General features: G+C 72.0%; 9 protein-coding genes. 4 read left to right on the top strand and 5 right to left on the bottom strand.

Annotated elements, in window-relative coordinates:
- Window positions 1-42: 42 nt before the first annotated feature.
- The 4 genes from ACF07N_RS26000 to ACF07N_RS25985 all read right to left on the bottom strand — a co-directional run bounded on the left by ACF07N_RS26000 (window position 43) and on the right by ACF07N_RS25985 (window position 4,285).
- Window positions 43-1,656, bottom strand: a complete 1,614-nt coding sequence (locus tag ACF07N_RS26000; protein ID WP_383345289.1) for a cation acetate symporter — start codon at window positions 1,654-1,656, stop codon at window positions 43-45.
- Window positions 1,653-2,087 carry a DUF485 domain-containing protein gene (locus ACF07N_RS25995; protein ID WP_392117232.1) on the bottom strand — a complete coding sequence of 145 codons (435 nt, stop codon included), beginning with the start codon at window positions 2,085-2,087 and terminating at the stop codon, window positions 1,653-1,655. The genes ACF07N_RS26000 and ACF07N_RS25995 overlap by 4 nt, the downstream gene beginning before the upstream one ends.
- A gap of 162 nt (window positions 2,088-2,249) precedes the next feature.
- On the bottom strand, window positions 2,250-2,771 hold the full coding sequence (locus ACF07N_RS25990) for a GNAT family N-acetyltransferase (RefSeq protein ID WP_392117229.1): 522 nt from the start codon (window positions 2,769-2,771) through the stop codon (window positions 2,250-2,252).
- A gap of 20 nt (window positions 2,772-2,791) precedes the next feature.
- Window positions 2,792-4,285 carry an MFS transporter gene (locus ACF07N_RS25985; protein WP_392117226.1) on the bottom strand — a complete coding sequence of 498 codons (1,494 nt, stop codon included), beginning with the start codon at window positions 4,283-4,285 and terminating at the stop codon, window positions 2,792-2,794.
- 441 nt (window positions 4,286-4,726) lie between these two features.
- Here ACF07N_RS25985 and ACF07N_RS25980 point away from each other — a divergent pair, with 441 nt between their 5' ends.
- From ACF07N_RS25980 to mfd, 3 genes are all read left to right on the top strand, one after another.
- Window positions 4,727-5,515 (top strand): ABC transporter ATP-binding protein, encoded by a 789-nt coding sequence (locus tag ACF07N_RS25980; protein WP_383330015.1) that lies wholly within the window; start codon window positions 4,727-4,729, stop codon window positions 5,513-5,515.
- Window positions 5,512-8,091, top strand: a complete 2,580-nt coding sequence (locus tag ACF07N_RS25975) for an ABC transporter permease (protein ID WP_392117223.1) — start codon at window positions 5,512-5,514, stop codon at window positions 8,089-8,091. The genes ACF07N_RS25980 and ACF07N_RS25975 overlap by 4 nt, the downstream gene beginning before the upstream one ends.
- 232 nt (window positions 8,092-8,323) lie before the next feature.
- Window positions 8,324-11,857, top strand: a complete 3,534-nt coding sequence (mfd, locus tag ACF07N_RS25970; RefSeq protein WP_392117220.1) for a transcription-repair coupling factor — start codon at window positions 8,324-8,326, stop codon at window positions 11,855-11,857.
- A gap of 334 nt (window positions 11,858-12,191) precedes the next feature.
- Here the strand turns inward: mfd and ACF07N_RS25965 are convergent, their stop codons facing one another.
- Window positions 12,192-12,809, bottom strand: coding sequence for a TetR/AcrR family transcriptional regulator (locus tag ACF07N_RS25965; RefSeq protein ID WP_392117217.1), 618 nt, complete (start codon window positions 12,807-12,809; stop codon window positions 12,192-12,194).
- A gap of 226 nt (window positions 12,810-13,035) precedes the next feature.
- Here ACF07N_RS25965 and ACF07N_RS25960 point away from each other — a divergent pair, with 226 nt between their 5' ends.
- Complete coding sequence (locus ACF07N_RS25960; RefSeq protein WP_392118049.1) at window positions 13,036-13,872, top strand: hypothetical protein; 837 nt, start codon at window positions 13,036-13,038, stop codon at window positions 13,870-13,872.
- Window positions 13,873-13,998: the final 126 nt, after the last annotated feature.

Below are 13,998 nucleotides of genomic sequence, written 5' to 3'. Positions count from 1 at the left end.
GGGCCGGTGAGGCGTTGGGCCGGTGAGGCGGTGCCGGCCCGCCTAGTCCTCCCTGCGCACCGCGCCCGCCAGGATCCAGGCCTCCACCGCCTCGTACTGATGCCGCTGCTCCTCCGACTTGCGGCGGCCGGAGGCCATCGTGCCGAGCCAGCCGCAGGCGAAGCCCAGGGGGATGGAGAGCAGGCCCGTGGTGGTGAACGGGAACCAGTTGAAGTCCGCCTCGGGGAAGGCGGAGACCGGTGAGCCGGAGACCAGATTGGTGCCCGGCATCAGCAGCAGCACGGCCAGCGAGCCGCCGATGAGGGTGCTGAGCAGGCCCGCCCGGGTGTAGCGGCGCCAGAAGAGGCTGTAGACCAGCGCGGGCGCTACGGCCGAGGCGCCCAGGCAGAACGACAGCGTCACCAGGGGCTGCAGGCTGCGGTGCTGGACGAGGGTGGCCAGCACGATCGCGCACACGCCCACCGCCAGCGCCGAGACGCGGGCCAGGAGCATCTCCCGGCGCGGGGACATCTCCCGCACCCGGGCCGCGAACACGTCGTGCGCGAGGGAGTTGGCGCAGGCGAGGATCATGCCGGCGACGGAGGCGAGCAGCGTGAGGAACACGGCCGTGGTGACGGTGGTGAACAGGAACGTCTCCGCCGCCGACACGTCGGCGCCGAACGCCGCCTGTGAGCCGAGCAGGTAGGCCGTGTTGCCCTGCGGGTCGACCTGGGCGATCACCGCGCGCCCGACCAGCGCGGTCGCGCCGAAGCCGACGACCGTGATGACCAGCACGAACAGGGCCACGCCGGACACGGCCCAGGACATGGACCGCCGCACCTGCCGGGCGCTGGAGGCGGTGTACATGCGCATGGTGACGTGGGGCAGGCAGGCGCCGCCGAGGACGATCGTCAGATGCGAGGTGATCATGTCCAGGCCGGGGCTGGGGCCGCCGGAGAACTGCAGGCCGGACGAGAGGAACGCCGAGCCGACGCCACTGTTCTCGGCGGCCGCGGCGAACAGTGCCCCCGGGTTCCAGTCGAAGCGATCGAGGATCAGCACGGAGACCACCAGACCGGAGCCGAGCAGCATCACGATCTTCAGGATCTGGATGAGGGCGGTGCCCTTCATGCCGCCGATCGCCGCGTAGCTGATCATCAGGGCGCCCACGCCGATGATGCAGCCCGTCTGCAGCGACTCGCCGGAGAAGCCGAGGATGAACGCCATCAGCTGCCCGGTCCCGGCCAGTTGGACCAGCATCAGCGGCATGAGCGCCGCCAGGGTCACCGCGCAGGCCGCGATCCGCACGGCGCGTCCGGGCGTCCGGCGGGTCAGCGCGTCGCCCATGGTGAACCGGCCCGCGTTGCGCAGCGGTTCGGCCAGCAGGAACATCAGCAGCATCAGCGACAGGGCCGTGCTCAGGGCCAGGACGGTGCCGTCGTAGCCGAACAGGGCGATGACGCCGCCGGTGCCGAGGACGGTCGCGGCGGAGATGTAGTCGCCGGCGATCGCCAGGCCGTTGCGCATGGGCGAAAGGGAGCCGTAGCCGGTGTAGAACTCGTCCAGGTCGTCGCGGTCGGGGCCGGTCATCACGCACAGCAGCAGCGTGACGGTGGCGACGGCGGAGAAGCCGACCAGGGACATCGCCTGGGCGTTCCCGCTGAACTCGGTGGTCACCGGGTCGCCTCCCGCTTGGTGTCCAGCGCGGCCTGCCTGCGGATCCGGTCCGCGATCGGGTCGACGCGGCGGCGGGCCGTCTGCTCGTACAGGGCGATCGCCAGCCAGGTCACCGGGACCTGGATCAGCGCGAGCAGCAGGCCGGTGGGCAGGCCGTCGGTGACGGTGCTCGTCATCAGCGACGGGGCGAACGCCGACAGGATGAGGAACAGGACGAAGTAGCCGAGGGCCGTGAGCGTGGCCACGCGCCGCTGCCAGCGGTAGGCGCTGCGCAGGAGCCGCAGGTCGCTGTGGTGCCCGGGGGCGGCGTGGCGCTGGGGACGCCGCGCGGCCGGTTCGCTGTCCTGCCGCGGCACCCAGGGGTAGGTGCCGTACGGCGGTGACGAGTCCGGCGGTGGGTACGGATGGGACGGCGGCGGGTCGTAGGACATCCCGGTGCTCCTCGCGCGGGTCGGATCCGGTGCGGCGGACCGCAGGGAGGTGGGGGGCGGGCGGCCACGCACGTTACTGCGGAGTACCGGGGCTGCGCGAGGGTTTGGACAAACTGATTGGTCGGTATGCGCTTACCTTCGTGACCTCGGGTGTTACCCGCGTTAACCCTCGCTTCCGGGTGCCGGGGGCGGGGTGTCGGTCAACTCCCGCCGCGCGTAGAGCACTCCGGGCCGGCCGCTCAGGGTCGTCTCCCCGACGGGCAGGAAGCCGTTGCGGGTCAGGACCTTCATGGAGGCGGGGTTGTCCAGGGTCGTCCGCGCGGTGAGGGACGTCAGCCCGTACGCGGCGGCGGCCAGCCGGCACATCCGGGCGACGGCGGCCGTCGCCACACCCCGGCCCGCCGCGCGCTCGCCGACGCGGTAGCCGAGTTCGGCCGTGCCGCCCGCCGCGTCCATCAGGTTCACCCGGCCGATCAGCACGTCGTCCTCCAGCAGGACGTGGAAGTGGCACACGCGCGCGTGCTGCTCGTCCAGCAGCGCCCGGTGGCGTGCGGCGAACCCGTCCGGTGTGAAGTAGGCGTCCCCGCGGTCGGGGACCGTGCGCGCGAAGTACGCGCGGTTCTCCCGCTCGAAGGCCAGCAGGGCATCCGCGTGATCGGCGCGCAGCCGTTCCAGGGTCAGCATGGGCCGGAGCCTACGGACGGTCAGTCCTTGAGCACCGGGAATTTCCTGGGCGCGAGGAACAGCAGCACCAGGAACGCCAGCGCCGCCGCGCCCGAGGCGCCCAGGTAGACGGCGTGCACCGCGTCGGCGATCGCCCGCCTGGTCGCCTCCGGCGCCGTGCCCGAGCCGAGCGCCCGGGTCACCGAGTCCAGGTCGCCCGCGCCGCCGAGCCGGGCGGCCAGCACCCCGTTGGCGACCGCGCCGAAGACGGCCGCGCCGATCGTCTGGCCGGTCTGGCGGCAGAACAGCACGGACGCGGTCGTCGTCCCGCGCTCCGCCCAGCCCACCGTCGACTGCACCCCGACGATCAGCGGCAGCTGGAACAGGCCCAGGGCGGCCCCCAGCAGCAGCATCAGCAGCGTCGGCTGCCACGCCTGCCCGGGATAGGGCAGGAAGGGGAACGCCAGCAGGATCAGCGCGGCCGCCCCGATGCCCAGCATCGCGGTGCGGCGGAAGCCGATCCTGCGGTACACGTGCTGGCTCAGCGCCGCCGACACCGGCCAGCTCAACGTCCATACCGACAGCACGAATCCGGCGGCCACGGGCGCCAGGCCCAGCACCGACTGCGCGTAGGTGGGCAGGAAGACCGTCGGCGCGACCATCAGCAACCCCAGCGCGCCCAGGGCCAGGTTGACCGCGGCGATCGTCCGGCGCCGCCACACCCAGCCCGGGATGATCGGCTCCGCGGCGCGGCGCTCCACCAGCACCACCACCGCCACCAGCGCGAGACCCGTGCCGAACAGGGCCAGCGAGGGCGCCGACAGCCACGGCCACGCCACCCCGCCCTGCACCAGGGCCGTCAGCAGCACCCCGCCACAGGCGAACACCGCGAGCGCGCCCGCCCAGTCCACGCGCGCGTGCGGGGCGTTCTCCCGCTCCGGCTCGTGCAGGTGACGCACGATCAGCCACAGCGCGACCGCGCCCACCGGCAGGTTGACCAGGAAGATCCAGCGCCAGTCCGCGTACGCGGCGAGCACCCCGCCGAGCCCGGGACCGGCCACCGCCGACACCGCCCACACCGTGGACAGCTTCGCCTGGATCCTGGGCCGGTCCTTCAGCGGGTACAGGTCGGCGGCCAGGGTCTGCACCGTGCCCTGCAGGGCGCCGCCGCCCAGGCCCTGCACGATGCGGAAGGCGATGAGCGCCCCCATGTTCCAGGCCAGCGCGCACAGCAGCGAGCCGAGCAGGAAGAGCACCGAGCCCACGATCAGCACCGGCTTGCGCCCGAAGGTGTCGGAGAGCTTGCCGTAGACGGGCAGTGTGACGGTCACGGCCAGCAGATAGCCGGAGAACAGCCAGGAGAAGACCGAGAAGCCGCCGAGGTCCCCGACGATCTGCGGGACGGCGGTCGAGACGATGGTGGAGTCCAGCGCCGCCAGCGCCATCGAGAGCATCAGCGCGGCCACCACGGCGCCGCGCCGGCCGGTCGCGACGGGACGTGCGGTCTCCTGCGCTGCCGAACCGGTGCCGCCCACCCCGGGTTCCTCCCCCTGCTGTCTGTTTGCCCCTTGCAGCTACCTGCCGCGGACAGCTTCCCACTTGACCCTGACGTCGCGGGAGGGTGGAACCTCGGTGGGCCGAGGGGATGAGCCGACCCTGAGACGGACTCCGCCCTTCGGTGGACTGCCCCTAGGGGTACCTCCGTACTACGACCTGGGGAGGGTTCGTACCGGCGGAGGACGAGACGCGCGCGGGGCGTTCCTTAACCTGGCTTTACGCCGCCGGGGGGTGGTTCGCACACCGGCGGGGGTGGGGTTTTCCACAGCAAAAGACTGCGCTGAACACCAGGGCGCGGGACCCCTCCCCGCAGGGAGACTCGAGGCGCGCCGGACGGTTCCGTGGTCCGGCAACGCACACCGCGGGTGCCGGCCAGGCGACCGCTTTCACCATCTGCTGACCGATATAGGAGACATACCGTGACTTCGGCTGTGACCATTCCCAGGCACGGGGGTACTGGAGGGCGAACGGCCGTTGCCGCGCGGGCGCGGCAGGTCGTGAAGGCGTACGGGTCCGGGGAGACCCGGGTCGTCGCCCTCGACCACGTCGACGTGGACATCGCACGCGGCCAGTTCACCGCGATCATGGGCCCCTCCGGCTCCGGCAAGTCCACGCTGATGCACTGCCTCGCCGGGCTCGACACCGTCACCAGCGGGCAGATCTACCTGGACGAGACCGAGATCACCGGCCTGAAGGACAAGAAGCTCACGCAGCTGCGCCGGGACCGGATCGGGTTCATCTTCCAGGCGTTCAACCTGCTGCCGACGCTGAACGCCCTCGAGAACATCACGTTGCCCATGGACATCGCGGGCCGCAAGCCGGACAAGCAGTGGCTCGCGCGGGTCGTGGAGACCGTCGGGCTCGCCGACCGGCTCAAGCACCGGCCCACCCAGCTCTCCGGCGGCCAGCAGCAGCGCGTCGCCGTGGCCAGGGCGCTCGCCGCCCGGCCGGAGATCATCTTCGGCGACGAGCCGACCGGAAACCTCGACTCGCGCGCCGGCGCCGAGGTCCTCGGCTTCCTGCGCCGCTCCGTGACCGAGCTCGGCCAGACCATCGTCATGGTCACCCACGACCCGGTCGCCGCCAGCTACGCGGACCGGGTGCTCTACCTCGCCGACGGCCGCATCGTCGACGAGATGTTCAAGCCCACCGCCGAGGCCGTCCTGGACCGCATGAAGGACTTCGACGCCCGGGGGCGCACGTCATGACCGTCATGAAGACCTCCATGCGCAACTTCTTCGCGCACAAGGGACGCATGGCCCTGTCGGCGATCGCCGTCCTGCTGTCGGTGGGCTTCGTCTGCGGGACGCTCGTCTTCACCGACACCATGTCGACCACGTTCGACAAGCTCTTCGCGGCCACCTCCTCCGACGTGACGGTCAGCGCCAAGGGCGCCTCCGACAGCGGTGAGACGACCGCCGACAACGGCAGGCCGCCGGTCATGCCGGCCTCCGTGCTCGCGGAGGTCCGCAAGGCCCAGGGCGTGAAGTCCGCCGAGGGCACGGTGTTCTCCACGTCGGTCACCGTCGTCGACGCCGACAAGGACAGCCTCTCGCCCTCCAGCGGCGCCCCGACCGTCGTCGGCAGCTGGAACGCCAACGACGCCCGCACCATGAAGATCACCTCCGGTGCGGCCCCCAAGGGCGCCGACCAGATCATGGTCGACGCCGACACCGCCGACAAGCACGGTCTGAAGCTCGGTGACGAGATCGGCGTGATCAGCGCGGTCGGCACGCACGAGGCGAAGATCTCCGGCATCGCCGACTTCACCGTCACCAACCCCGGCGCCGCGATCTTCTACCTCGACACGAAGACCGCCCAGCAGGCCCTGGTCGGCGAGGGCGGCGTCTACACCAACGTCAACGTCACCGCCGCCGCCGGCGTCAGCGACGCACAGCTGAAGAAGAACGTCACGGCCGAACTCGGCGGCGACTTCCAGGTCAAGACCGCGAAGGAGACCGCCGACGCCAACCAGAAGGACGTCGAGGGCTTCATGAACGTCATGAAGTACGCGATGCTCGGCTTCGCCGGGATCGCCTTCCTCGTCGGCATCTTCCTGATCATCAACACCTTCTCCATGCTGGTCGCCCAGCGCACCCGCGAGATCGGCCTGATGCGGGCCATCGGCTCCTCCCGCAAGCAGGTCAACCGCTCGGTGCTCGCCGAGGCGCTGCTGCTCGGCCTCGTCGGATCCGTGCTCGGCGTGGGCGCGGGCGTCGGCCTCGCCGTCGGCCTGATGAAGCTCATGGGCCAGATGGGCATGGAACTGTCCACCGACGACCTCACCGTGGCCTGGACGACCCCCGTGGTCGGTCTCGTCCTCGGCGTGATCGTCACCGTGCTCGCCGCCTACCTGCCCGCCCGGCGCGCCGGCAAGATCTCCCCGATGGCGGCCCTGCGCGACGCCGGTGCCCCGGCGGACGCCAAGGCCGGCTGGATCCGCGGCATCATCGGCACGGTCCTCACCGCCGGCGGCGCCTTCGCCCTGTACCTGGCGGGGTCGGCCGACAAGGCCACGGACGGCTCGCTGTGGCTCGGCATCGGCGTGGTGCTGTCGCTGATCGGCTTCGTCGTCATCGGCCCGCTGCTCGCCGGCGCGGTGGTCCGCGTCCTCGGCGCGGTCCTGCTGCGGGCGTTCGGGCCCGTGGGCCGCATGGCCGAGCGCAACGCCCTGCGCAACCCGCGCCGCACCGGCGCCACGGGTGCCGCCCTGATGATCGGTCTCGCCCTGGTGGCGTGCCTGTCCGTGGTCGGCTCCTCCATGGTGGCCTCCGCCACCGACCAGCTCGACAAGACCGTCGGCACGGACTTCATCGTCCAGTCCGACAGCGGCCAGCTGATCACCCCCCAGGCGGTCAAGGCCATGAAGGCGACGACGGAGCTGGAGCGGATCACCGAGTACAAGTGGACCGAGGCCGACTTCACCACCCCCGACGGCAAGACCCTGAAGGACACGGCGATCACGGCGGCCGACCCCTCGTACGCGACCGACCTGCGCACCGAGACCGTCACCGGCAAGCTCACCGACGCCTACAAGCCCGACTCGATGTCCGTGCACGAGAAGTTCGCCGAGGACCACGGCATCACGCTCGGCTCGAAGATCAAGGTGGCCTTCAGGGACGGCTCAGCGGCCGACCTCACGGTCCGGGCCATCACCAGCAGTGACGTCGTGATCGACGCGGGCGCGATGTACACGTCCATCTCGACGATGGCCAAGTACGTCCCGGCCGACAAGATGCCGCTGGACTCGCTGGTCTTCGCCACGGCCAAGGAGGGGCAGCAGGACGCCGCCTACACGTCCCTGAAGTCGGCCCTGCACGACTACCCGCAGTACACCGTGCGCGACCAGACCGACTACAAGGACGCCCTGAAGGACCAGATCGGCCAGCTGCTCAACATGATCTACGGCCTGCTGGCCCTGGCGATCATCGTCGCCGTCCTGGGCGTGGTGAACACCCTGGCCCTGTCGGTGGTGGAGCGCACCCGGGAGATCGGCCTGATGCGGGCGATCGGCCTCTCCCGCCGCCAGCTGCGCCGCATGATCCGCATGGAGTCGGTCGTCATCGCCCTCTTCGGCGCCCTCCTGGGCCTCGGTCTGGGCATGGGCTGGGGCGCCACCGCGCAGCAGCTGCTCGCGCTGGAGGGCCTGATGGTCCTGGACATCCCCTGGCCGACCATCATCGGCGTCTTCGTCGGCTCGGCGTTCGTGGGCCTGTTCGCGGCACTGATCCCGGCGTTCCGGGCGGGCCGGATGAACGTGCTGAACGCGATCGCGACGGAGTAGTCACCGGGGGACCACCGCACACGGGGGTTGCGGGGGAACCGGCGCCGGAAAGTCCTGGTGGACTTCCGGCGCCGGTTGCTTTCCGCGACGACCACGCCGAGCACCCCACACCCCGGGGCGCCGTCCCCAGGCCCCGGCGCCGGGCCGCGCGGCGACGTACGCTGGAGACCCCCGGCCCGCGGCGCGCGTCGGGCCAGTCGTGTTGCCCACCCCTGGACGGAAAGCACCCCCCATGAGCCTGCACGGTCTGCTCGACGCCGTCGTCAAGGACGCCGCCCTCGCCGAAGCGATCAGCGCGGCGGCAGACGGCAACCGCATGCACGTCGACCTGGTCGGCCCGCCCGCGGCCCGCCCTTTCGCGGTGGCCGCCCTGGCCCGGGACACGGGCCGCCCGGTGCTGGCGGTGACGGCGACCGGCCGCGAGGCGGAGGACCTGGCCGCGGCCCTGCGCTCCCTCCTGCCGCCCGAGGGCGTCGTGGAGTACCCCTCGTGGGAGACGCTCCCGCACGAGCGGCTCAGCCCCCGCAGCGACACCGTCGGCCGCCGCCTGGCCGTGCTGCGCCGCCTGGCCCACCCCCGCCCCGACGACCCCGAGACCGGCCCCGTCTCCGTCGTCGTGGCGCCCGTCCGCTCCGTGCTCCAGCCGCAGGTCAAGGGCCTGGGCGACCTGGAGCCTGTCGCCCTGCGGACCGGGCAGAGCGCCGACCTGAACGAGGTCGTCGAAGCCCTCGCGGCCGCCGCCTACGCGCGCGTGGAGCTGGTGGAGAAGCGCGGCGAGTTCGCCGTGCGCGGCGGCATCCTCGACGTGTTCCCGCCCACCGAGGAACACCCCCTGCGCATCGAGTTCTGGGGCGACGACATCGAGGAGATCCGCTACTTCAAGGTCGCCGACCAGCGGTCCCTGGAGATCGCCGAGCACGGCCTGTGGGCGCCGCCCTGCCGCGAGCTGCTCCTCACCGAGGACGTCCGCGCCCGCGCCCGTGCCCTGGCCGAGGACCACCCCGAGCTGGGCGAGCTGCTCGGCAAGATCGCCGAGGGCATCGCCGTCGAGGGCATGGAGTCCCTCGCCCCGGTCCTCGTCGACGACATGGAGCTGCTGCTGGACGTGCTGCCCAAGGGCGCCATGGCCGTGGTGTGCGACCCCGAGCGGGTCCGCACCCGCGCCTCCGACCTGGTCGCCACCTCGCAGGAGTTCCTGCAGGCCTCCTGGGCGGCCACCGCGGGCGGCGGGGAAGCGCCCATCGACGTGGGCGCGGCCTCCCTGTGGTCCATCGCGGACGTGCGGGACCGGGCCCGCGAGCTGGACATGATGTGGTGGTCGGTGTCGCCGTTCGCCGCCGACGAAGAGCTCGACGCGGACACCCTCAAGCTCGGCATGCACGCCCCGGAGACCTACCGCGGCGACACCGCCAAGGCCCTCGCCGACACCAAGGGCTGGCTCGCCGACGGCTGGCGCACGGTGTTCGTCACCGAGGGACACGGCCCCGCCGCCCGTACGGTCGAGGTGCTCGGCGGCGAGGGCATCGCCGCCCGCCTCGACGGGGACCTCGGCGAGATCTCCCCGTCGCTCGTGCACGTCGCGTGCGGGTCGATCGAGCACGGCTTCGTCGACCCGGCCCTCAGACTCGCCGTCCTCACCGAGACCGACCTGACCGGGCAGAAGGCATCCGGCCGTGAGGGCGCCCGGATGCCGGCCCGCCGCCGGAAGACCATCGACCCGCTCACCCTGGAGCCGGGCGACTACATCGTCCACGAACAGCACGGCGTGGGCCGCTACATCGAGATGGTCCAGCGCACCGTGCAGGGCGCCACCCGCGAGTACCTGGTCGTCGAGTACGCCCCCGCCAAGCGCGGCCAGCCCGGCGACCGGCTGTACATCCCCACCGACCAGCTGGAGCAGATCACCAAGTACGTCGGCGGCGAGGCGCCCACGCTGCACCGCCTGGGCGGCGCCGACTGGACGAAGACCAAGGCCCGCGCGAAGAAGGCCGTCAAGGAGATCGCCGCCGACCTCATCAAGCTCTACAGCGCCCGCATGGCCGCCCCCGGGCACGCCTTCGGGCCGGACACGCCCTGGCAGCGCGAGCTGGAGGACGCCTTCCCCTACGCGGAGACGCCCGACCAGCTCACCACCATCGCCGAGGTCAAGGAGGACATGGAGAAGTCGATCCCCATGGACCGCCTGATCTGCGGCGACGTCGGCTACGGCAAGACCGAGATCGCGGTCAGGGCCGCCTTCAAGGCCGTCCAGGACGGCAAGCAGGTCGCCGTGCTGGTGCCCACGACCCTGCTGGTGCAGCAGCACTTCGGCACGTTCAGCGAGCGGTACGCCCAGTTCCCCGTGAACGTGAAGGCGCTGTCCCGCTTCCAGACCGACACCGAGGCCAAGGCGGTCCTGGAGGGCCTGCGCGAGGGCTCCGTCGACATCGTCATCGGCACGCACCGGCTGTTCTCCTCCGAGACGAAGTTCAAGGACCTCGGCCTGGTCATCGTCGACGAGGAGCAGCGCTTCGGCGTCGAGCACAAGGAGCAGCTGAAGAAGCTGCGCGCCAACGTCGACGTGCTGACCATGTCCGCGACGCCCATCCCCCGGACCCTGGAGATGGCGGTCACCGGCATCCGCGAGATGTCGACCATCACCACCCCGCCGGAGGAGCGCCACCCGGTGCTGACCTTCGTCGGCCCCTACGAGGAGAAGCAGATCGGTGCCGCCATCCGCCGCGAACTGCTGCGCGAGGGCCAGGTCTTCTACATCCACAACCGTGTCGAGTCCATCGACCGGGCCGCCGCCCGGCTGCGCGAGATCGTCCCCGAGGCACGCATCGCCACCGCCCACGGCCAGATGTCCGAGTCGGCCCTGGAGAAGGTCGTCGTCGACTTCTGGGAGAAGAAGTTCGACGTGCTCGTCTCCACGACGATCGTGGAGTCCGGCATCGACATCTCCAACGCCAACACCCTGATCGTGGAGCGCGGCGACAACTTCGGCCTGTCCCAGCTGCACCAGCTGCGCGGCCGGGTCGGCCGGGGCCGCGAGCGCGGCTACGCCTACTTCCTCTACCCGCCGGAGAAGCCGCTGACCGAGACCGCCCACGAGCGGCTCGCGACCATCGCCCAGCACACGGAGATGGGCGCGGGCATGTACGTCGCCATGAAGGACCTGGAGATCCGCGGCGCGGGCAACCTCCTCGGCGGCGAGCAGTCCGGCCACATCGCGGGCGTCGGCTTCGACCTGTACGTGCGGATGGTCGGCGAGGCCGTCGCGGACTACCGGCGCCAGCTGGAGACCGGCGAGATCGAGGAGGAGCAGCCGCTCGAGGTCAAGATCGAGCTGCCCGTCGACGCGCACGTGCCGCACGACTACGCGCCGGGCGAGCGCCTGCGCCTCCAGGCCTACCGGGCCATCGCCTCCGCCAACTCGGAGGAGGACATCAAGGCGGTCCGCGAGGAACTCGTCGACCGCTACGGCAAGCTGCCCGAACCCGTGGAGAACCTGCTGCTCGTCGCCGGGCTGCGGATGTTCGCGCGGGCGTGCGGCGTCGGCGAGATCGTGCTGCAGGGTACCAACATCCGCTTCGCGCCGGTGGAGTTGCGCGAGTCGCAGGAGCTGCGGCTCAAGCGGCTGTACCCGGGGGCCGTCATCAAGCCGGCCGCGCACCAGGTGCTGGTGCCGCGCCCGAAGACGGCGAAGGTGGGCGGGAAGCCGCTGGTCGGCCGGGAACTGCTGGCGTGGGTCGGGGAGTTCCTGACGTCGGTGCTGGGGTCCTGAGGGGACGGGTCTGCCGGGGTGGCGTGACCACCGGGGTGACGGGTCTGTCGTGGTGACGTGACCACCGGGGTGGACGGGTCTGTCGTGGTGACGTGACCAGCGAGGTGACGGGTCCGTCGTGGTGAGGGGTCTGCCGGAGTGATGGGTCTGTCGAGGGGCCTGTCGTGATGACCGTGACCACCGGGGTGACGGGTCTGTCCGGGCGGCAGGCCCGTCGAGGTGATGGGGCCGGGGCCTTCGAGGGTGGCGCATCCGGGGTGCGTCCCGCCGGTCCCGGCACTCGAAGTGCGCCCGCCGGGGGCCTCGCGCGGACAGCGACGTCCGGGGCGGCGGGCTACCCGCCGTGGCGGAACAGCATCGCCGCCAGCTCCCTGAACACATCCTCGGGATCCCGGTCGTCCACCGGGCCGTCCAGGTTGTGGCCGAGGAGGAGCGTCGCGAAGCCGTGGGCCAGGGACCAGGCGGCGACCCCGGCGAGCCGGGCGTCGGTGCCGCGGCCCTCGGAGGGCACGGTGGCCACCGCCTCCCGCAGGGCGTCACCCGCGAGGGCGCGAGCCGTGGCCAGTTCCAGATCGCCGGTGCGCAGCAGCTCGGGCGTGAACATCACCTGGAAGTGCGCGGGGTGCTCCCGCGCGAAGCGCACGTAGCGCACACCCGCCTCCTTGAGGTCAGCGGCCTCCCCGAGCGCGGTCGCGAGCAGCCCGAAACCCTCGGCAGCGATCGCCGTGAGCAGTCCGGCACGGTCCTTGAAGTGGTGGGCGGGCGCGGCGTGCGAGACGCCCGCGCGCCGGGCAAGGTCGCGCAGGCTGAGGCCCAGGGGGCCGTCCGCCGCGATGACGTCGAGGGCGGCGGTGAGGATGGCGCGGCGCAGGTCTCCATGGTGATACGGACGGCCGCCGGGGCCGTCCCCGTCTGCTGAGGACTTCTTCGGCGAAGCCTTGCCGGAACTCATGGTCAGGAGCCTACGCCGAATCTAGGCATTGACAAGTTGCCGTCTCGGCGCGCAATCTTGTCAGTGTCAAGTTGTGCGGTGGGCCGGGGAGCGGAGGCAGGTCATGGCGGAGCATGCCGGCGAGATGCGCGAGACCCGTGAGGGGCCTGAGCGTGAGGCGCCTGAGGCGGGCGGCGAGCGCGCGGTAGCGCCGGACGCGCGCGTCGAGCCCGCTCGCGTCCGGCAGATGTGGCACCTGCTGGAGCCCCTGCACGCGGTGCTGTACTACGCGCCGGAGGCGTTCGAGGAGGCCGCCGCCCTCGGGTACGGCACGGCGGAGCGCTGGCCGAGCTACTTCCCCTACCGTGCCGCCCCGTTGGGCGAGGCCGGCCCCCGGCAGGTCGCCTCGGCCTTCTACAGCTTCAGCCCGCGCATGGTCGCCGCGCACATCGAGCCGGCGTGGCGCATCGCGCGTCCCGGCGCGGTGCTCCAGGCGCGGTCGCGGGCGGTCGACCGGGCCTGGCGCGCCCTGTTCGGCGACCGGGTGGACAGTTCGGAGCTGGCGGAGGCCGCCGCCCTGGCCCGCCGCGCCGCCGAGGCGGCCGGGACGGCCGGGCGTCCACTGGCCGCCGCCAACGCGGCGCTGCCCTGGCCGCGGGCACCGCACCTGCAGTTGTGGCACGCCGCGACGATTCTGCGCGAGCACCGCGGTGACGGCCACCTCGCGGCCCTGCTCGTGGCCGGCCTGGATCCGGTGGAGGCGCTCGTCTCCTTCGCGGCGATAGGGGCCGCGTCCGAGGAGCGCTTCGCGAGCCGGGGCTGGAGCCCCGCCGAATGGGCCGCCGCGCGCGACCGGCTGGCTGCCCGGGGGCTGGTCGACGCGGACGGCGCGGCCACGGAGGCGGGCCGCGCCCTGCGTCGGCAGGTGGAGGAGCACACCGATCAACTGGCCGCCGGGCCCTGGCAGTCGCTCGGCCCGGACGGCGTCGACCGCCTCGCCGGACTGCTGGGCGACTACTGGGTCGCCGTACTGGCGTCAGGTCTGCTGCCCTCCGAGACGACGCTGGGGATAGGCAAGGTCTGACGCGCGCGTTGCCGATACGCGCGGAGTGCCCCTTTGGGCCCGGTGTGGTCTGAACCTCTACCTCGCTACCGTGGGACCTGGCACAGGCCGTCCGAGCGCGGGCGGAACAGGCAAGCAGGGGAGGGG

The organism is Streptomyces sp. NPDC015242 (genome assembly GCF_043079125.1).
Taxonomy (GTDB): domain Bacteria; phylum Actinomycetota; class Actinomycetes; order Streptomycetales; family Streptomycetaceae; genus Streptomyces.
The sequence above is the reverse complement of the archived record's forward strand: the minus strand, read 5'-3'. Positions and strand labels throughout refer to the sequence as shown.

What these genes read in the sequence shown, in the direction of transcription:
- mfd (WP_392117220.1), top strand. Translation starts at nt 8,324, where the DNA reads ATGAGCCTGCACGGTCTGCTCGACGCCGTCGTCAAGGACGCCGCCCTC.
- ACF07N_RS25995 (WP_392117232.1), bottom strand. Translation starts at nt 2,087, where the DNA reads ATGTCCTACGACCCGCCGCCGTCCCATCCGTACCCACCGCCGGACTCG.
- ACF07N_RS25965 (WP_392117217.1), bottom strand. Translation starts at nt 12,809, where the DNA reads ATGAGTTCCGGCAAGGCTTCGCCGAAGAAGTCCTCAGCAGACGGGGAC.
- ACF07N_RS25975 (WP_392117223.1), top strand. Translation starts at nt 5,512, where the DNA reads ATGACCGTCATGAAGACCTCCATGCGCAACTTCTTCGCGCACAAGGGA.
- ACF07N_RS25990 (WP_392117229.1), bottom strand. Translation starts at nt 2,771, where the DNA reads ATGCTGACCCTGGAACGGCTGCGCGCCGATCACGCGGATGCCCTGCTG.
- ACF07N_RS25960 (WP_392118049.1), top strand. Translation starts at nt 13,036, where the DNA reads ATGTGGCACCTGCTGGAGCCCCTGCACGCGGTGCTGTACTACGCGCCG.